The 18,277-nt window shown below is 64.4% G+C and carries 15 protein-coding genes; 3 read left to right on the top strand and 12 right to left on the bottom strand.

What is annotated here, in order from left to right; genetic code table 11:
- Nucleotides 1–139: 139 nt before the first annotated feature.
- The gene (atpA, locus tag AC0L23_RS29770; protein ID WP_018459843.1) at nt 140–1,669 is read right to left on the bottom strand and encodes a F0F1 ATP synthase subunit alpha; all 1,530 of its coding nucleotides are present in this window, start codon (nt 1,667–1,669) and stop codon (nt 140–142) included.
- Nucleotides 1,669–2,229 (bottom strand): F0F1 ATP synthase subunit delta, encoded by a 561-nt coding sequence (locus tag AC0L23_RS29775; protein ID WP_027566412.1) that lies wholly within the window; start codon nt 2,227–2,229, stop codon nt 1,669–1,671. Before AC0L23_RS29775 ends, atpA begins: the two co-directional genes overlap by 1 nt.
- Nucleotides 2,230–2,873: 644 nt before the next feature.
- Here AC0L23_RS29775 and AC0L23_RS29780 point away from each other — a divergent pair.
- Nucleotides 2,874–3,383, top strand: a complete 510-nt coding sequence (locus tag AC0L23_RS29780) for a septal ring lytic transglycosylase RlpA family protein (protein ID WP_085348687.1) — start codon at nt 2,874–2,876, stop codon at nt 3,381–3,383.
- Between the two features lie 108 nt (nt 3,384–3,491).
- On the opposite strand, the gene AC0L23_RS29785 is transcribed toward AC0L23_RS29780, so the two are convergent.
- Entirely contained in the window at nt 3,492–5,702 is a 2,211-nt protein-coding gene (locus tag AC0L23_RS29785; RefSeq protein WP_085358289.1) for a primosomal protein N', read from the bottom strand.
- A 111-nt stretch (nt 5,703–5,813) separates the two neighbouring features.
- Here AC0L23_RS29785 and AC0L23_RS29790 point away from each other — a divergent pair, with 111 nt between their 5' ends.
- Complete coding sequence (locus AC0L23_RS29790; protein WP_085383877.1) at nt 5,814–6,779, top strand: tyrosine recombinase XerC; 966 nt, start codon at nt 5,814–5,816, stop codon at nt 6,777–6,779.
- A 4-nt stretch (nt 6,780–6,783) separates the two neighbouring features.
- On the opposite strand, the gene AC0L23_RS29795 is transcribed toward AC0L23_RS29790, so the two are convergent.
- Nucleotides 6,784–7,356: a hypothetical protein gene (locus AC0L23_RS29795; RefSeq protein WP_085358291.1), complete on the bottom strand. Its 573-nt coding sequence runs from the start codon at nt 7,354–7,356 to the stop codon at nt 6,784–6,786.
- A 117-nt stretch (nt 7,357–7,473) separates the two neighbouring features.
- Here AC0L23_RS29795 and AC0L23_RS29800 point away from each other — a divergent pair, with 117 nt between their 5' ends.
- Nucleotides 7,474–8,064 carry a DUF4337 domain-containing protein gene (locus AC0L23_RS29800; protein ID WP_026233888.1) on the top strand — a complete coding sequence of 197 codons (591 nt, stop codon included), beginning with the start codon at nt 7,474–7,476 and terminating at the stop codon, nt 8,062–8,064.
- Between the two features lie 144 nt (nt 8,065–8,208).
- Here the strand turns inward: AC0L23_RS29800 and AC0L23_RS29805 are convergent, their stop codons facing one another.
- From AC0L23_RS29805 to sucC, 8 genes are all read right to left on the bottom strand, one after another.
- The gene (locus AC0L23_RS29805) at nt 8,209–8,739 is read right to left on the bottom strand and encodes a hypothetical protein (RefSeq protein WP_085348691.1); all 531 of its coding nucleotides are present in this window, start codon (nt 8,737–8,739) and stop codon (nt 8,209–8,211) included.
- A gap of 33 nt (nt 8,740–8,772) precedes the next feature.
- The gene (lpdA, locus tag AC0L23_RS29810; protein ID WP_085358293.1) at nt 8,773–10,173 is read right to left on the bottom strand and encodes a dihydrolipoyl dehydrogenase; all 1,401 of its coding nucleotides are present in this window, start codon (nt 10,171–10,173) and stop codon (nt 8,773–8,775) included.
- A 56-nt stretch (nt 10,174–10,229) separates the two neighbouring features.
- On the bottom strand, nt 10,230–10,991 hold the full coding sequence (locus tag AC0L23_RS29815; RefSeq protein ID WP_018459834.1) for an SDR family oxidoreductase: 762 nt from the start codon (nt 10,989–10,991) through the stop codon (nt 10,230–10,232).
- Between the two features lie 52 nt (nt 10,992–11,043).
- Nucleotides 11,044–12,279 (bottom strand): 2-oxoglutarate dehydrogenase complex dihydrolipoyllysine-residue succinyltransferase, encoded by a 1,236-nt coding sequence (odhB, locus tag AC0L23_RS29820; protein WP_026233886.1) that lies wholly within the window; start codon nt 12,277–12,279, stop codon nt 11,044–11,046.
- 179 nt (nt 12,280–12,458) lie between these two features.
- Complete coding sequence (locus tag AC0L23_RS29825) at nt 12,459–15,428, bottom strand: 2-oxoglutarate dehydrogenase E1 component (protein WP_085348693.1); 2,970 nt, start codon at nt 15,426–15,428, stop codon at nt 12,459–12,461.
- A gap of 137 nt (nt 15,429–15,565) precedes the next feature.
- A complete protein-coding gene (gene sucD / locus AC0L23_RS29830) occupies nt 15,566–16,450 on the bottom strand; it encodes a succinate--CoA ligase subunit alpha (RefSeq protein ID WP_007604325.1) in 885 nt (294 codons plus the stop codon).
- Between the two features lie 34 nt (nt 16,451–16,484).
- On the bottom strand, nt 16,485–16,964 hold the full coding sequence (locus AC0L23_RS29835; protein WP_007604324.1) for a DUF1579 family protein: 480 nt from the start codon (nt 16,962–16,964) through the stop codon (nt 16,485–16,487).
- Nucleotides 16,965–16,968: 4 nt separating this feature from the next.
- Nucleotides 16,969–18,165: an ADP-forming succinate--CoA ligase subunit beta gene (sucC, locus tag AC0L23_RS29840; protein ID WP_027566399.1), complete on the bottom strand. Its 1,197-nt coding sequence runs from the start codon at nt 18,163–18,165 to the stop codon at nt 16,969–16,971.
- Nucleotides 18,166–18,277 lie beyond the last annotated feature (112 nt).

Below are 18,277 nucleotides of genomic sequence, written 5' to 3' on the forward strand. Positions count from 1 at the left end.
GGCGGTTCGACCCCTTGGATCAAGCCGCTAGCCTATCCCAGTCGTCATGCCCGGGCGTGTCCCGGGCATCCACGTCTTCGTTTCCATGCAGTGAGGCACGGAAGGCCGGGACAAGAAGCCCGGCCTTGCGACCGTTCTCTTATGCGAAGCTCTTGGCGAAACCTTCGACCACCGACTTCAGCTTGGCGGCGGTGTCGTCGGAGAGATCGCGGCTGTCGCGGATCGCGTTGAGGATCTCGACGTTCTTGCCGCGCAGCAGCGACAACAGACCGTCCTCGAACGCGCGCACCTTGTTGACCGGCAGCGGGTCGAGATAGCCGTTGGTGCCGGCCCAGATCACGCAGACCTGCTCTTCCATCTTCAGCGGCGCGAACTGCGGCTGCTTCAGGAGCTCGGTCAGACGCGAGCCGCGATTGAGCAGGCGCTGGGTCGAGGCGTCGAGGTCGGAGCCGAACTGCGCGAACGCCGCCATTTCGCGGTACTGCGCGAGCTCGCCCTTGATCTTGCCGGCGACCTTCTTGGTGGCCTTCGTCTGTGCCGAGGAGCCGACGCGCGACACCGACAGACCGACGTTCACCGCGGGGCGAATGCCCTGGAAGAACAGGTCGGTTTCCAGGAAGATCTGGCCGTCGGTGATCGAGATGACGTTGGTCGGAATGTAGGCCGACACGTCGTTGGCCTGGGTTTCGATGACCGGCAGCGCCGTCAGCGAGCCCGAACCCTGGTCCTTGTTCAGCTTCGCCGCGCGCTCGAGCAGGCGGGAATGCAGATAGAACACGTCGCCCGGATAGGCTTCGCGGCCCGGCGGGCGGCGCAGCAGGAGCGACATCTGGCGGTAGGCGACGGCCTGCTTGGACAAATCGTCATAGATGATGACGGCGTGCATGCCGTTGTCGCGGAAGTACTCGCCCATGGTGCAGCCGGTGAACGGCGCGATGTACTGCATCGGTGCCGGATCCGACGCGGTGGCGGCGACGATGATCGAATATTCGAGCGCGCCCTGCTCTTCCAGCACCTTCACGAACTGGGCAACCGTCGAGCGCTTCTGGCCGATCGCGACGTAGACACAATACAGCTTGATGTTCTCGTCCGGCTGCGCGTTGAGCGGCTTCTGGTTGAGGATGGTGTCGAGCGCGATCGCGGTCTTGCCGGTCTGACGGTCGCCGATGATCAGCTCGCGCTGGCCGCGGCCGATCGGGATCAGGGCGTCGATCGCCTTGAGGCCCGTCGCCATCGGCTCGTTCACCGACTTGCGCGGAATGATGCCGGGCGCCTTGACGTCGACGCGCATGCGCTTGTCGGCCTGGATCGGGCCCTTGCCGTCGATGGGGTTGCCGAGCGCGTCGACGACGCGGCCGAGCAGGCCCTTGCCGACCGGCGCGTCCACGATGGCGCGGGTGCGCTTGACGGTCTGACCTTCCTTGATCTCGCGGTCAGCGCCGAAAATGACGATACCGACGTTGTCGGTTTCGAGGTTCAGCGCCATGCCGCGGGTGCCGTTCTCGAATTCGACCATTTCACCGGCCTGGACGTTATCCAGACCGAAAACGCGGGCGATACCGTCGCCGACGGACAGCACCTGTCCGACTTCGGAGACTTCAGCTTCCTGGCCGAAATTCTTGATCTGGTCCTTGAGGATCGCGGAAATTTCCGCGGCGCGGATGTCCATCAGCCTGCCTCTTTCATCGCGTGCTTGATCGAATTGAGTTTGGTGCGAAGCGAGCTATCGATCATTCGGCTGCCAAGCTTGACCACGAGGCCACCGATGATCGAGGGATCGACCTTCACGTTGAGCGCGACGTCCTTGCCGGTCACCGACTTCAGGGCAACCTTGAGGGCGTCGAGATTCTTGTCCGAGAGCGCCTCCGCCACGGTGACGTCGGCCGTGGCCTCGCCCTTGAACTTGGCGACCAGGGCGCGATAGGCGCGGATGACGTCAGCCACCGCGAACAGGCGGCGGTTGGCGGTCAGCACTTTCAGGAAATTGGCGGAGATGCCGGCGATGCCGGCCTTGTCCAGCACGGCCGAGAGGGCTCTGGACTGGGCATCGGCCGCGAACACGGGGCTCCGGACGAGGCGCTTCAAATCGGCGCTCTCGTTCAGCATGCCCTCGAATTTCTCGAGATCGGCCTTGACCTCGTCGACCACTTTCTGGTCGCGGGCCAGTTCAAACAAGGCCGTTGCATAACGGCCCGACACACCGGAAACGGACGTATCTTCTGCAGCCACAGACGTGCTCTTTTTGCTGTCAAACTCGCAAGGGAAAAACCGTCGCCACGAAGCGGCGCCTAGCGATCCAAGCCCTTGGAATTCAAGCGGGACTTCGATTTTCGACCCCGCACGGAAGTGCCGGGCTCGTTAAAATCGCGGCTTTGCTAACATAGCAGGCGCGCACGTGCAACATGACGCCAAATTAAAGGCATGACGTTCTGTCGCCAGTTCGTCGCACTCCACGACGACGCGACGACGACCTTGCATGCCGCGGAATTGCCACAGCGCTTAAGCCCACCCCTGAGCCGAGGCCGGCGATTGGTTCCTGCCCTCAGCGCATAGCGGCTATGAACACGGATCGCTGAGGCGTGATTCCGGCCCTCCCGGCTCCACTCGCCGAATACTTTCTGAATTCTAAATGCGGAAATCGATGACTTCGTTTTACAGTATTCGTAAGTAATATAGAGGTTAACAATCGTTAAATTCCAATATTACGGAATGTCGGCCGAATATCCCTGCCGGTAACAAGATATTACAGGGCGACACAGAACGGATTTACTGCCCAATTCATGCCTCATTAGGAATCGAAACGCGATCCCGCTCGCAAACTTACGGGGGCTCCACTTGCCACATATGTGGCAATACTAGTTAGGGACCAATATATGCTTTGTTTGAAGACGCTGGGCTCAGTGACCCGGCCGCGTACGGCGATCGCCTTCGTTGCCGCAACTCTTCTCATCGGGGGAACTGCCACCGAAGCTTCCGCCAAATCCCGCCATCACCATCGCTATTCCCACCATCATCACCGCCACCACGCCCAGACCGATGCCAACACGACCTCCGATTGGCGTAACGCCAATGCATCGATGACGCCGTCGCAGGGCACCGGACGTTCCTTCTCCGGCATGGCTTCCTTTTACGGGAACGAGTCCGGCAGCAGGACCGCCTCGGGCCAGCGCTTCAACCAGAACGCCATGACCGCGGCGCACCGTTCACTGCCGTTCGGCACCAAGCTGCGTGTCACCCATGGCGGCTCGAGCGTCATCGTCACCATCAACGACCGTGGCCCGTTTATCCGCGGCCGTGTCCTCGACCTCTCCACGGGCGCTGCCCGTGCCATCGGCCTCACCGGCGCCGGCGTCGGCCGCGTCACCGCGGAAGTCGTCTCCTAAGACGCGCGACGCGTGAAACAAGCCCGCCGTCTTGGGGGACGGCGGGCTTTTTGTTTGTTCCTCCGCCGTCATTGCGAGGAGCGCAATGACGGGGAGAGAGCGGGGGGCCTACAAAAAGCTCTGCGGATCGACGTCGACTTCGAGCTTTTGATTGCCCTTCGGCTTCGGGCATACGGCAAGCCAGTTGCGCAAATAATCCGACAGGTCGAAGCCGCGCGCGGATTTCACCAGAATGCGGAAGCGGTAACGGCCCTTGATGACCGCGAGCGGGGCTTCCGCCGGGCCCAGCACCACCACGCGCTCGTCGCGCGGCGCGAGCGCGACGAGGTGGCGGCCAAAGCCTTCGGCGCTCGGCCGGTCGCCGGCGGAAATGATCAGGCTCGCGAGCCGCCCGAACGGCGGATAGAGCGTGCGTTCGCGCAAATCGATCTCGCTGTCGTAGAATGCTTCGCGGTCGCAGGCGATCAGCGCCTTCATCACCGGATGATCGGGCTGATGGGTCTGGAGATAGCCGACGCCGCGGCCCTGCTCGCGGCCGGCGCGGCCGATCACCTGGTTGAGCAATTGCCAGGTGCGTTCCGAGGCGCGCGGATCGCCATTGGACAGGCCGAGATCCGCATCGACCACGCCGACCAGATTGAGCCGCGGGAAATTGTGGCCCTTGGCGACGAGCTGGGTGCCGATGATGACGTCGACGCGGCCCTCCGCGATGTCATTCAGCTCGGAGCGCATCGTCTCGATCGAGGTGATGAGATCGCTCGACAGCACCATGGTGCGCGCCTCCGGGAAGAGCGCCGCCGCCTCCTCCTGCAAGCGCTCGACGCCGGGCCCGACCGCGACCAGCGATTCCTCCGCCGCGCAATGCGGACAGGTTTGCGGGCGCGGCATCGAGAAGCCGCAATGGTGACAGACGAGGCGCTGGCGGAAGCGGTGATCGACCAGCCAGGCATCGCAGATGGTGCAGGCGAAGCGATGGCCGCAGGCGCGGCACAGCGTCAACGGTGCATAACCGCGGCGATTGAGGAACAGTAGCGCCTGCTCGCGCCGCTCGATCGCGGTCCTGATCTCGGACGCCAGCCGCGGCGAGATGAAGCGGCCGCGCGCCGGCGGCTCGCGGCGCATGTCAATGGCCTCGATATGTGGCATGTGCTGGCCGCCGAAGCGCGACGGCAGAGCGATGCGCTGATAGCGGTTCTTGCGCGCATTGACCTCGGATTCGACCGACGGCGTCGCCGACGCCAGCACGATCGGAACCTTTGCGATATGCGCGCGCACCACCGCCATGTCACGGGCGTGATAATGCACGCCCTCGTCCTGCTTGTAGGCTTGGTCGTGCTCTTCATCGACCACGATGAGGCCGAGATTGGCGTAGGGCAGAAAGAGCGCTGAGCGCGCGCCGACCACAACCGGCGCGCTGCCCTCGGAGATCGCCGCCCAATTGCGCGCGCGGGTGCGCGGCGTCAGTTCGGAATGCCATTCCAGAGGGCGCACGCCAAAGCGCTGCGCGAAGCGATCGAGGAACTGGCCGGTGAGCGCGATCTCCGGCATCAGGATGAGCGACTGTTTTCCGCGGCGGATCGCCTCGGCGACGGCTTCGAAGTAAACCTCGGTCTTGCCCGAGCCGGTGACACCGTCGAGCAGCGCGACGTGAAAGCTGCCGTTGGCGGCGAGTGCGCGCATGGCATCGACCCCGGCGCGCTGAAGCGGCGAAAAATCCGGCCGGCTGAAATCCGGATCTGGGGCCGGCGGCGGCGGCGGCGGGGGCATCGGCTCGACCGAGAGCGTTCCTTCGTCGACGAGGCCGTCGATCACGCCGGCCGAAACCCCGGCCTCTCTGGCCGCCTCGGACTTGCCGTGCAGCAGCCGGTCCGACAGCACCTCGATCAGGCGCTGCCGCGCCGGCGTCAGACGTTTTGGCGGATCGCCGACCAGGCGCACGCCGGCGCGCACCCGCTCGGGGCCGAGGTTGTCGCCCATCCGCAGGCACATGCGCAGCACCATGCCGCGCGGGCTCAACGTGTAATTGGCGATCCAGTCCACGACCGCACGCAGCTCGGGCTTCAGCGGCGGGATGTCGAGCTTTTCGCTGACCTCCTTAAGGCGGTTGTGCAGGCGCGGATCAGGATTGGCGTTTTCGGCCCAGACCACCGCGAGCACCTCGCGCGGGCCGAGCGGCACGCCAATAATGTCGCCCGCCTTCAGCTCCATCCCGCGCGGCACCTTGTAGGAATAGGTCTGGTCGAGCGCGACCGGCACCAGCACGTCGACCATGCGGGTCGCGTTGGCGGAGACGGCGTTGCTGCGCGACGTGTGATCCATGGAGGGGAATCGGAACCCGAGGGCTTCAAGGCTAGCGCCCTGAGGCGGCCTTAGCGAACGATAAACGAGTGTGATGCGATATACTGAGTGGAATCACCACGTCCAGAGCGCATGAGCAAAGCGGCCGCCCCACAAATCGACCTCGCCAGCGCCGATCCTGATATCGCGCAGGAGATGACGCGCTGGCTGTCGCATCTCGGCGCGGAGCGGCGGCTGTCGCCGAAGACGCTGGAAGCCTATGCCCGCGATTTGCGGCAATGCCTGAATTTCCTCTGCGGCCATTGGGGCGAGCGAGTGACGCTAAAGCGTTTCGGCGCGCTGGAGGCCACCGATATCAGAGCCTTCATGGCGATGCGCCGCGCCGACGATATTGCCGGCCGCTCGCTGATGCGCGCGCTCGCGGGCCTGCGCTCGTTCGGCCGCTTCCTCGAGCGCGAAGGCAAGGGCAAGGTCGGGGCGCTCTCGGCGATCCGCGCGCCGAAAGTCGCAAAGAGCCTGCCCAAGCCGCTGCCGATGGCGTCGGCCAAACGTCTTGCGGACGCCGACGAGCGCGCCGGCGAGGACCGCGAGACCTGGATTCTTGCGCGCGACGCCGCCGTGATGGCTCTCCTCTACGGCTCGGGCCTGCGCATCTCCGAAGCGCTGGGGCTGACGCGCCGCGAGGTCCCGCGTCCCGGTGAAGGCGACGTGCTGATCGTGACGGGCAAAGGCAACAAGACCCGCATGGTGCCGGTGCTCCAGAACGTGCTCGCACTGGTGCAAGAATACGCTTCCATGTGCCCGTATCCGCTGCCGGCGGAGGGGCCGATCTTCGTCGGCGCACGCGGCGGGCCCTTGAGCCCGCGCATCATCCAGCTCGCGATGGAGCGGCTGCGCGGCGCGCTCGGCCTGCCCGACAGCGCCACGCCGCACGCCCTCCGGCATTCCTTCGCCACGCACCTGTTGTCACGCGGCGGCGATTTGCGCGCGATCCAGGAATTGCTCGGCCATGCCTCGCTCTCGACCACGCAGATCTATACCGGCATCGATGCCGAGCGGCTGCTGGAAGTCTATGCCAGCGCGCATCCGCGCCGATAGCGGCTCAGTTGGCGAGATACTCGATATCGTAGACGTAGTTCGAGCCGCGCCCGACCTCGACGCGGACCATCGGCCTGAACGTCTCCAGCCGCTCGTACAGCGGCGCCGTGACCTTCACCGGTTGGCCCGCGATGCGAACGAGATAGTCCGCTTTGCGGCGGCTACCTGACCTCCACGCACGATCGACACGGCCTTCGATCACAAGGCGGGACGTCAGGTGATCGAGAAACAGCATTCGTCCGGCATACCATGCAAGACCGCTGCCGAGCAGCACGATCAGGATCATCGAGGCGAACGCCTTCGCCTGGTCACGCCATGAGCCGTACAGCGGAGGTTGTCGCAGCTGCGAGCCGACGATAATCAGGCCCAGAACAACGAGGCCGACATGGACGTCGTTGACTGCGATGATCGAGCTCTTGTCATAAAACCGCAACAGGCCGATGTAGGTCAGGCCAAGCGCGAGGACAATCTTGCCGACGAACGGAAAGGCCGCGGTGTTGCGGGCCTTCAGCAGCGCAAACGCGGAGACGAGGATGGAAGGCCAGACGCAGGCTGCGATGAATTCCGCTGTGGTCATGGGACAGGACTAGATCAGCCCCGACGCGAAACCCTTAATTGCAACGGCCATCGCGGCTTGCCACTTGCGCCCGTCGCGCAGTTCGGTCAATCGTTGGTAAACAGGCAGGAGGGATTTATGAGCGCACATGAAAGCATGGAGCATGCCGAGCACGCCGAACACGCGTCCGGCTCGAACAAGAAGATCGCGCTCCTGATCGCGGTTCTGGCGCTGTTCCTGGCGATCTCCGAGACGCTCGGCAAGGGCGCCCAGACCGAATCGATCAGCAAGAACGTCGAGGCCTCCAACCTCTGGGCGTTCTTCCAGGCCAAGAGCATCCGCCGCACCGTGGTGCAGACCATGGCCGACCAGGGCAAGCTCATCCTCGGCGCGGCGAGCGACGAGGCCAACAAGGTGGCCGTGCAGAAGCAGATCGAGGACTGGCAGAAGACCGCGCAGCGCTACCGCTCCGAGCCGGAGACCGGCGAAGGCACCGAGCAGCTGGCCGAAAAGGCCAAGCACGCCGAGCATGAGCGCGACGAGGCGACTGCGAAATATCATCACTTCGAGCTGGCGTCCGCCGCCTTCCAGATCGGCATCGTGCTGGCCTCAGCCACCATCATCACCGGCATGCTGCCGCTCGCCTGGATCGCGGGCCTGCTGTCGCTTGCCGGACTTGGGATGACCATGCTCGGCGCATGGTCGCCGCATCTGCTGCATCTGCATTGAGGCGTTGACGCTACATACTCCGCTGTCATGCTCCGCGAAGGCGGGGCATCCAGTACGCCGCGGCCTCTCGATTCTAGCCTCACTGTCTCTGGAATACTGGATCGCCCGCCTTCGCGGGCAATGACACTGAACAAGTGGCGACGCTCAACGCGCTTCGTGCACGCTCTTGCGAAAGCGCTGGATCAGGCGGAGCGTGCGGGAGGACCAGCCTTCGCCGTTGCCGGCGATCAGCTCCTTGATGCGTCGCTTGATCGGATCGACCAGCTCGGCGGCCTTGGCACGCAGCTTCAGCACCAGATCATAGAGCCGCTCGAACCACGCCATCTCCATCAGCTTGTCGCGCGTCACGTCGAACACGAAGGCGGTGACGCCGACCCCGAGCAGCTTTGCGAACACGATGGTGAAGACCGCGCTGGTCCAGTATTCGTGCGTGAGCAGCCACAGGCCAACCAGCTTGAGCGGAAACAGCGGGACGATCGGTACAGCGAACACGATCAGCGTCATCGCCGGCGACAGCGCATCGACGCGGTCCGACAGCCATTGCTTGAACCGCGCAAGCGGGACGATTGCGACAACCCGCGCGACGATCGGTTCGAGATGGTCCCACAGCCAGGCTTCGATCAGGAAGATGATCGCAAGCAGGACCCAGACCGGTTGAAGCAGGCGGCGTAGCATGTGTTTCCCGCCCGATTCGGCGCTGGGCGCGACCTACATATGGATGGCCCGCTTGCCGACTGCAAGCGCGGCTTCCTTGATGGCCTCCGAGCGGGTCGGGTGCGCGTGGCACGTGCGCGCGAGATCCTCCGCGCTGCCGCCAAACTCCATGAGAACGGCTGCCTCATGGATCATTTCGCCGGCTTCGCGGCCGATAATGTGCACGCCGAGCACGCGATCGGTCTTCGCATCTGCGAGAATCTTCACAAAGCCGTCGGTGGTCTGGTTGACCTTGGAGCGCCCGTTGGCGGTAAAGGGAAACTTTCCGACCGTATAAGCCACGCCCGCCTGCTTCAGCTCCTCCTCGGTCTTGCCGACGGAGGATACTTCCGGCGTGGTATACACGACGCCTGGGATAACATCGTAGTTCACGTGGCCGGCCTGCCCGGCGATGATCTCGGCAACCGCGACGCCTTCATCCTCGGCCTTGTGCGCGAGCATCGGGCCCGCGACGACGTCGCCGATGGCATAGACGCCCTTCACGCTGGTGGCGAAATGCGGGTCGATCTGCACGCGGCCGCGATTGTCGAGTGCAACACCGGCTTCCTTCAGGCCGAGCCCCTCCGTGTACGGCACACGGCCGATACAGACGAGAACGACGTCGGCCTCCAGCGTCTCGGCAGCGCCCCCCGCGGCGGGCTCGATCGTCGCCTTCAGCGTCTTGCCGGAGGTGTCCACGCCCGTGACCTTGGCACTGAGCTTGAAGGCAAAGCCCTGCTTCTCCAGGATGCGCTGGAATTGCTTGGCGATCTCGCCGTCCATTCCGGGCAGAATGCGGTCAAGGAATTCGACCACGACGACTTCGGCGCCGAGACGGTGCCAGACCGAGCCGAGCTCGAGCCCGATCACGCCGGCGCCGACGATCAAGAGCTTGCCGGGGACCTTGTCCAGCGACAGCGCGCCGGTCGACGACACGATGCGCGTCTCGTCGATCTCGATGCCCTTGAGACGCGCGATGTCCGAGCCGGTGGCGATCACGATGCTCTTGGTTTCGATGACCTGCGACTTGCCGTCGGCGGAGACTTCGACCTTGCCCGTGCCGAGAATCTTGCCGGCGCCCTTGAGCACGTCGATCTTGTTCTTCTTCATCAGGAACTCGACGCCCTTGACGTTGCCGTCGATGCCCTGCTGCTTGAAGTTCATCATCGCAGGTAAATCGAGCTTCGGCGCGGAGACGCTGACGCCCATCTTGGCGAAGGAATGCCCGGCCTCCTCGAACATTTCGGAGGCATGCAGCAGCGCCTTCGACGGCATGCAGCCGACATTGAGGCAGGTGCCGCCGAGCGTCGCGTTCTTTTCCACCACGGCGACTTTCATGCCGAGCTGCGCTGCACGCACCGCGCAGACATAACCGCCCGGTCCGGTGCCGATGACGACGAGATCGTAGGTAGCCATGAGAGAAAGTCCCGTAAGTTTAGCGTTGAAGGATGTGTCAGCGTCCGCGCGGCGCGTCAGCGTCCGCCGGACACATCGAGAATGGCTGAGGTAACGTAGGAGGCATCGTCCGACATCAGCCAGACGATGGCATTGGCGACTTCATCGGCCGTACCGACGCGCTTCATCGGCACCATATGGGCCAGGCGATGGGCGCGGTCGGGCTCACCGCCGGCAGCGTGGATTTCGGTGTCGATCAGGCCGGGGCGGATGCCCGCGACGCGAATGCCCTCGCCGGCAACCTCATAGCCGAGGCCGATGGTGAAGGAATCGATCGCGCCCTTGGACGCGGCATAGTCGACATAGGTGTTCGGCGCGCCGAGCTTGGCCGCAACCGACGACAGATTGACGATGACGCCGCCCTGGCCGCCGTGCCTGGTCGACATCCGCTTCACGGCTTCGCGCGCGCAGAGGATGGAGCCGGTGACGTTGACCGCCATCACACGCTGGATGCGCTCGGCCGACATCTCGTCGACGCGCACGCCGCTGGTCCCGACAATACCGCCATTGTTGACGAGCGCGCCGAGCGTGCCGAACGCGTCCGCGGCCTTGAACAGCGCCAGGATGTCGCTTTCCTCGGCGACGTCGCATTTCACCGCGATGGCCTTGCCGTTGCTGGCCGCGATCTCGGCGACCACCTCATCGGCGGCCGTCTTGTTGCTGGCATAGCCGACAACGATCCGGAAGCCGCGTGCCGCGGCGGCAATTGCGGTCGCACGGCCGATGCCGCGGCTGCCGCCGGTGATGACAACGACTTTATCCGTCACGCGCGCCTCCATAGTTCGACAGGCGCCGTCGCGAAAGGCGACGGCGCTCGCAGAGCATCAGCGATCAGAGATCGAGCACCAGGCGCGCCGGATCTTCCAGGCTCTCCTTGACGCGAACCAGGAAGGTCACGGCTTCCTTGCCGTCGATGACGCGGTGATCGTAGGACAGCGCCAGATACATCATCGGGCGGACCTCGATCTTGCCGCCGACGACCATCGGCCGCTCCTGGATCTTGTGCATGCCGAGGATGCCGGACTGCGGCGCATTCAGGATCGGGGTCGACATCAGCGAGCCGTAGATGCCGCCATTGGTGATGGTGAAGGTGCCGCCCTGCATCTCGTCGATCTTGAGCTGGCCGTCGCGGGCGCGGCGGCCGAAATCGGCGATGCCCTTCTCGATGTCGGCGATCGACTTGTTGTCGCAGTCGCGCACCACGGGCACGACGAGGCCCTTGTCGGTGCCGACGGCGACGCCGATGTGATAGTAGTTCTTGTAGATCAGATCGGTGCCGTCGATCTCGGCGTTGACGGCCGGGATGTCCTTCAACCCCTGGACGACGGCCTTGGTGAAGAAGCCCATGAAGCCGAGCTTCGAGCCATGCTTCTTCTCGAACGCATCCTTGTAGTGAGCACGCAGCGCCATGACGTTGGTCATGTCGACCTCGTTGAAGGTCGTGAGCATCGCGGCGGTGTTCTGCACGTCCTTGAGGCGGCGCGCGATGGTCTGGCGCAGCCGGGTCATCTTGACGCGCTCTTCGCGGGCGGCGTCATCGGCCGGCGACGGTGCGCGGACCTGAACCGCTGCGGCCGGCTGGTTGACGGGGGTCGGCGCCGAGGCCGCACGCTCGATCGCGGCGAGCATGTCGCCCTTGGTGACGCGCCCGTCCTTGCCGGAGCCGGGAACGGTCGAGGCGTCGACGCCGGTCTCGGCCGAGAGCTTCCGCACGGAGGGAGCGAGCGGCGCATCGGCCGGTGGCGCCTTCGCCGCGGCGGGAGCAGCAGCGGCCGCAGGAGCGGCAGCCGCGGGCTTCGCGGGCGCAGCTGCCGGCTTGGCAGCGCCGGCGGCGCCTTCGGTAATCTGGCCGAGCAGCGCGCCGACGGCGACGGTGGCACCATCGGCGGCGATGATCTCGCTCAGCGTGCCGGCGGAGGGCGCCGGGACTTCGATGGTGACCTTGTCGGTCTCGAGCTCCACCAAGGGCTCGTCGACGGCAACGGGATCGCCGGCCTTCTTGAACCAGCGGCCGATGGTGGCCTCGGTGACGGATTCGCCGAGGGTCGGCACACGAATTTCAGTCATGGTCTTTTCCTTAAGGAGATCGCCAATGCGGACATAGGTGCAGATGTCAGCGCCCGCGGATGCGGGCGATCCAGTACGCCGTGACAGTCGTGATAGAGACGGGCGGCGCGGAATACTGGATCCCCCGCCCCAGTGCGCAATTGCGCACAAGGCGGGGCATGACGAGGTGTAAAAACTTCTCAGCTCAATGCTTCGTCCAGGAACGCCTTCAGCTGCGCCTGATGCTTCGACATCAGACCCGTGGCGGTCGCGGCGGAGGCGGCGCGGCCGACATAACGCGGACGCCGGCTCGCACCGTTCACCTGGTTCAGCACCCATTCCAGATAGGGCTCGATGAAGTGCCAGGCACCCATGTTGCGCGGCTCTTCCTGGCACCACACCACTTCGGCCTTCTTGAAGCGCGACAGTTCGGCCACCAGCGCCTTGAGCGGCACCGGATACAGTTGCTCGACGCGCATCAGGTAGATGTCGTCCATGCCGCGCTTCTCGCGCTCCTCGTAGAGGTCGTAATAGACCTTGCCCGAGCAGAGCACGATGCGGCGGATCTTCTCGTCGGGAACGAGCTTGATCGCTTCGCTCGGCAGCATCTGGGCGTCGTCATAGAGGATGCGGTGGAAGGTCGTTCCCTTCGCGAGCTCCTCGAGACGCGACACCGCCCGCTTGTGACGCAGCAGGGACTTCGGCGTCATCACGATCAGCGGCTTGCGGATCTCGCGATGAAGCTGCCGGCGCAGCACGTGGAAGTAGTTCGCCGGCGTGGTCGGATAGACCACCTGCATGTTGTCTTCCGCGCACATCTGCAGATAGCGCTCCAGACGCGCCGAGGAGTGCTCCGGTCCCTGGCCTTCATAGCCGTGCGGCAGGAGGCAGACGAGGCCGGACATGCGCAGCCATTTGCGCTCACCCGAGGAGATGAACTGGTCGAACACGACCTGCGCGCCGTTGGCGAAGTCGCCGAACTGCGCTTCCCACAGGGTGAGCGTGTTCGGCTCGGCGAGCGAATAGCCGTATTCGAAGCCGAGCACGGCTTCTTCCGACAGCAGCGAGTTGATGACCTCGTAATGGCCCTGCTCGTGACCGAGATGGTTGAACGGCGTGTAGCGGCTCTCGTCTTCTTGATCGATCAGGACCGAGTGGCGCTGCGAGAAAGTGCCGCGCTCCGAATCCTGTCCGGACAGGCGGACATGGTGGTTCTCGTTGAGCAGCGTGCAGAACGCCAGCGCTTCGCCGGTCGCCCAGTCGATGCCCGTGCCGCCGTCGATCGCCTTGGCGCGGTTTTCTAGGAAGCGCTGGATCGTGCGGTGGACGCGGAAACCGTCCGGCACCTTGGTGATCTTGCGACCGATGTCCTTCAGGGCGGCGATGTCGACGCCGGTGACGCCACGCCGCGCATCTTCTTCCTGATCGGCGATCTTGAAGCCGGCCCATTTGCCGTCGAGCCAGTCGGCCTTGTTGGGCTTGTAGCCGGAGCCGGCTTCGAGCTCGGCATCGAGCCGCGCGCGCCAGTCGGCCTTGGCCTTCTCGACCTCGCCCTCGGTCAGCACGCCTTCGCTGATGAGGCGGCGGGCGTAGAGCTCGAGCGTCGACGGATGGGCCGCGATCTTCTTGTACATCACCGGCTGCGTGAAAGCCGGCTCGTCGCCCTCGTTATGGCCATGCCTGCGGTAGCAGAACATGTCGATGACGACGGGCTTGTGGAATTTCTGGCGGAACTCGGTCGCGACCTTGGCCGCGAACACGACGGCTTCCGGATCGTCGCCGTTGACGTGGAAGATCGGCGCGTCGATCATCTTCGCCACGTCGGACGGGTAAGGCGACGAACGGGAATAACGCGGATAGGTGGTGAAGCCGATCTGGTTGTTGACGATGAAGTGCACGGAGCCGCCGGTGCGGTAGCCCTTCAGGTCCGACAGGCCGAAACATTCCGCGACCACGCCCTGGCCGGCGAACGCGGCGTCGCCGTGCATCAGGAGCGGCATCACCGAGATGCGCATATCCGGCGGATCGCCGTGCTGGTCCTGCTTGGCGCGGACTTTTCCAAGCACGACGGGATCGACGATCTCCAGATGCGAGGGGTTGGCGGTCAGCGACAGATGGATGCGGTTGCCGTCGAACTCGCGGTCCGAGGACGCGCCGAGGTGATATTTGACGTCGCCCGAGCCTTCGACCGCATCAGGATTGGCCGAACCGCCCTTGAACTCGTGGAACAGCGCGCGATGCGGCTTGCCCATCACCTGGGTCAGCACGTTGAGGCGGCCGCGATGCGGCATGCCCAGCACGACCTCCTTCACGCCGAGATTGCCGCCGCGCTTGATGATCTGCTCGAGCGCGGGGATCAGCGATTCAGCACCGTCCAGGCCGAAGCGCTTGGTGCCGGTGAACTTGGTGTCGCAGAATTTCTCGAAACCTTCGGCTTCGACCAACTTCATCAGGATGGCACGGCGACCTTCGCGGGTGAACGAGATTTCCTTGTCCGGCCCCTCGATCCGCTCCTGGATCCACGCCTTCTGCGCCGCGTTGGTGATGTGCATGAACTCGACGCCGAGCGTCTGGCAGTAGGTGCGCTCGCAGATCGCGGTGATTTCGCGCAAGCTGGCGTATTCGAGACCGAGCACATGGTCGAGGAAGATCTTGCGTTCGAAATCGGCTTCGCTGAAGCCGTAGGTCCGCGGGTCGAGCTCTTCGCGATTGCGCTGGGCTTCGATGCCGAGCGGATCGAGCTTGGCGTGGAAGTGACCGCGCATGCGGTAGGACCGGATCAGCATCAGGGCCCGGACCGAGTCGCGGGTGGCCTGGAGAAGGTCGGCGGAGGAGAGGCCGCCGCTCTTATCGCCGGCCTTGGCCTGCGCCTTGGCCGCGATCTTGGCTCCGACCGTCTTCTCGACTTCCGCCCAATTGCCGTCGAGCGCGGAGGTCAGATCATCCTGCGGGGTCAGCGGCCAGTTGGCGCGCTCCCAGGACGGGCCTTGGGCGTTCTTGCTGATGTCACCCGGCTGGTCGTTGAGGCTCTTGAAGAAGTCCTGCCACTCGGCATCCACCGAGGACGGGTCCTTCTCGTAGCGGGCGTAGATTTCGTCGATGTAGGTGGCGTTGGTGCCCTGCAAAAAGGAGGAGAGGGCAAAGGCTGCGTTCGCGTCTTGGCGAGACATACTTGAGTTCCTGGCGATTTCGGTTCGCGCATAACAAACGGCGCTGGCGCTGGGCTCCCCGGCAGAGGACCAGCGCGACAGGCACCATTTACCCTATTTGCTGCGAAACTTCGCCCGGAAAATTACGAAGGTGTGAATCAAGCTTTCAATTTTTCGGCAAGCGTGTGGCCGAGGCGCGCGGGAGATGGCGACACTGTAATTCCAGCCGATTTCATCGCGTCGGTCTTGGAACCGGCGTCGCCCTTGCCGCCCGAAATGATCGCACCGGCGTGGCCCATGCGACGGCCGGGAGGGGCCGTGACACCGGCGATGAAACCGACCATCGGCTTCTTGCGGCCGCGCTTGGCCTCGTCCTTGAGGAACTGGGCGGCGTCCTCCTCGGCGGAACCGCCGATCTCGCCGATCATGATGATCGACTCGGTCTTGGGGTCGCCGAGCAGCATTTCCAGCACGTCGATAAACTCGGTTCCCTTGACCGGGTCGCCGCCGATGCCGACCGCGGTGGTCTGGCCGAGGCCTTCCTGGGTGGTCTGGAACACGGCTTCGTAGGTCAGCGTGCCGGAGCGGGAGACGATGCCGACGCTGCCGGTCTTGAAGATGTTGGCTGGCATGATGCCGATCTTGCACTCGCCGGCGGTCATGACGCCCGGGCAGTTCGGCCCGATCAGGCGCGACTTGGAGCCGGCCAGCGAACGCTTCACCCTGACCATGTCGATGACCGGGATACCTTCCGTGATGCAGACGATCAGCGGGATCTCGGCGTCGATGGCTTCGCAGATCGCATCGGCCGCGCCCGGCGGCGGCACATAGATCACCGATGCATCGGCACCGGTCTTCTCACGCGCCTCGCGCACGGTGTCGAACACCGGCAGCCCCAGATGCGTCGCGCCGCCTTTGCCGGGCGAGGTGCCGCCGACCATCTTGGTGCCATAGGCAATCGCGGCCTCCGAATGGAAGGTGCCGTTCTTGCCGGTAAAGCCCTGGCAGATGACCTTGGTGTTCTTGTCGATCAGGATGGACATGAGGTCTGCTTTCGCGAAACTAACGAGTGAGAGGTCAGTGGATGCGGCGGTAGACGCCGGTGAGCACGTCGGCCCAGCCTTCCGCGTCCGGCGAGAACTGGATCTTCAACGAATAGGAATCGTCGTCGATGATTTCATAGACGTGGCGCGCATTGCCGCGGAGCGAGCCGCGCACCAGCGTCAGGGTCTTGCCGACCCACCCGCCGGAGGCGGGCGAGGGCGGCGTGTAGCCGAGCGAATCGTACCAGAACAATTTGTAGGTCCGGTCTTCGCGGTCGAAGGTGAAGATGCCGTGGGTGGCGAAGCTCTGCTTGCCGTCGCGGGTCTGGACCGAGTCCTGGATCAGATAGAAGCCATTGAGATCCATGTGGGCCACGACGCGAGAAGTCGCCGTTCCACCCTCCGTCCACCGCGACGGAAAGACCACCTCTTCGCCATTCCATTCACCGGCGAACGCGGCAAGACGCGCGTGCTCCGGCAGCGGGGATGATGCAGCGAGATGGTCCTGGGTCATGGCCTCAGCCTCCCTTGACGGCCTTCACGATCTTCTGCGCGGCGTCGTCGAGATTGTCAGCCGGCACCACGTTCAGGCCGGATTCACGGATGATCTTCTTGCCCAGCTCGACATTGGTGCCTTCGAGGCGAACCACCAGCGGCACGCTGAGGCCGACTTCACGAACGGCGGCCGTGACGCCCTCGGCGATCACGTCGCACTTCATGATGCCACCGAAGATGTTGACCAGGATGCCCTTCACGTTGGGATCCGCGGTGATGATCTTGAAGGCGGCCGCGACCTTTTCCTTGCTGGCGCTGCCGCCGACGTCGAGGAAGTTCGCCGGCGCCATGCCGTAGAGCTTGATGATGTCCATCGTCGCCATCGCGAGACCGGCGCCGTTGACCATGCAGCCGATATTGCCGTCGAGGGTGACGTAGTTGAGGTCGTATTTGGACGCCTCGATTTCCTTGGCGTCTTCCTCGGTCTCGTCGCGCAGCGCGAGCACCTCGGGGTGACGAAACAGGGCGTTGTCGTCGAACGACACCTTGGCGTCGAGCACGCGGAGCTGGCCCTGCTTGGTCACGACGAGCGGGTTGATCTCCAGCATCGACATGTCCTTCGCGACGAAGGCCGCGTAGAGCTGCGCGGTGAGCTTCTCGGCCTGCTTGGCGAGATCGCCGGAGAGTTTCAGCGCGTTCGCGACGGTGCGGCCGTGATGGCCCATGATGCCGGTCGCGGGATCGATCGAGAAGGTCACGATCTTCTCAGGCGTGTTGTGCGCGACGTCCTCGATGTTGACGCCGCCCTCGGTCGACACCACGAAGGAGACGCGAGAGGTCTCGCGGTCGACCAGGATCGAGAGGTAGAATTCCTTGTCGATGTCGGAGCCGTCCTCGATGTAGAGGCGGTTGACCTGCTTGCCGGCGGGGCCGGTCTGGATGGTGACGAGCGTGGCGCCGAGCATCTGCTTGGCGAATTCGGAAACTTCCGCGGCCGACTTGGCGATGCGGACGCCGCCCTTGTCGCCGGCCGAGGCTTCCTTGAACTTGCCCTTGCCGCGGCCGCCGGCGTGGATCTGGCTCTTCACGACCCAGACCGGGCCCGGGAGTGCCTTTGCCGCCGCGTCCGCATCAGCGGCCTTCAGGACCGGAACGCCCTTGGAGATCGCGACACCGAACTCGTTCAGCAGCGCTTTGGCCTGATATTCATGGATATTCATATGGTCGCTCCCTGAACCCGCGGGCGGTGACCTCGTAGGCCCACCTCAGTCTTGTGGCTGGCATACCATATACCACAGGAACTGCAACCCGGATTCTCTGACATCGATCTCT

The organism is Bradyrhizobium sp. MI1.4 (assembly GCF_055811315.1).

Excerpts from the sequence above, each read along its gene's own strand:
- atpA (WP_018459843.1), bottom strand. The coding sequence starts at position 1,669 with ATGGACATCCGCGCCGCGGAAATTTCCGCGATCCTCAAGGACCAGATC.
- AC0L23_RS29780 (WP_085348687.1), top strand. The coding sequence starts at position 2,874 with ATGCTTTGTTTGAAGACGCTGGGCTCAGTGACCCGGCCGCGTACGGCG.
- AC0L23_RS29785 (WP_085358289.1), bottom strand. The coding sequence starts at position 5,702 with ATGGATCACACGTCGCGCAGCAACGCCGTCTCCGCCAACGCGACCCGC.
- AC0L23_RS29790 (WP_085383877.1), top strand. The coding sequence starts at position 5,814 with ATGAGCAAAGCGGCCGCCCCACAAATCGACCTCGCCAGCGCCGATCCT.
- AC0L23_RS29795 (WP_085358291.1), bottom strand. The coding sequence starts at position 7,356 with ATGACCACAGCGGAATTCATCGCAGCCTGCGTCTGGCCTTCCATCCTC.
- AC0L23_RS29800 (WP_026233888.1), top strand. The coding sequence starts at position 7,474 with ATGAGCGCACATGAAAGCATGGAGCATGCCGAGCACGCCGAACACGCG.
- AC0L23_RS29805 (WP_085348691.1), bottom strand. The coding sequence starts at position 8,739 with ATGCTACGCCGCCTGCTTCAACCGGTCTGGGTCCTGCTTGCGATCATC.
- lpdA (WP_085358293.1), bottom strand. The coding sequence starts at position 10,173 with ATGGCTACCTACGATCTCGTCGTCATCGGCACCGGACCGGGCGGTTAT.
- AC0L23_RS29815 (WP_018459834.1), bottom strand. The coding sequence starts at position 10,991 with ATGGAGGCGCGCGTGACGGATAAAGTCGTTGTCATCACCGGCGGCAGC.
- odhB (WP_026233886.1), bottom strand. The coding sequence starts at position 12,279 with ATGACTGAAATTCGTGTGCCGACCCTCGGCGAATCCGTCACCGAGGCC.
- AC0L23_RS29825 (WP_085348693.1), bottom strand. The coding sequence starts at position 15,428 with ATGTCTCGCCAAGACGCGAACGCAGCCTTTGCCCTCTCCTCCTTTTTG.
- sucD (WP_007604325.1), bottom strand. The coding sequence starts at position 16,450 with ATGTCCATCCTGATCGACAAGAACACCAAGGTCATCTGCCAGGGCTTT.
- AC0L23_RS29835 (WP_007604324.1), bottom strand. The coding sequence starts at position 16,964 with ATGACCCAGGACCATCTCGCTGCATCATCCCCGCTGCCGGAGCACGCG.
- sucC (WP_027566399.1), bottom strand. The coding sequence starts at position 18,165 with ATGAATATCCATGAATATCAGGCCAAAGCGCTGCTGAACGAGTTCGGT.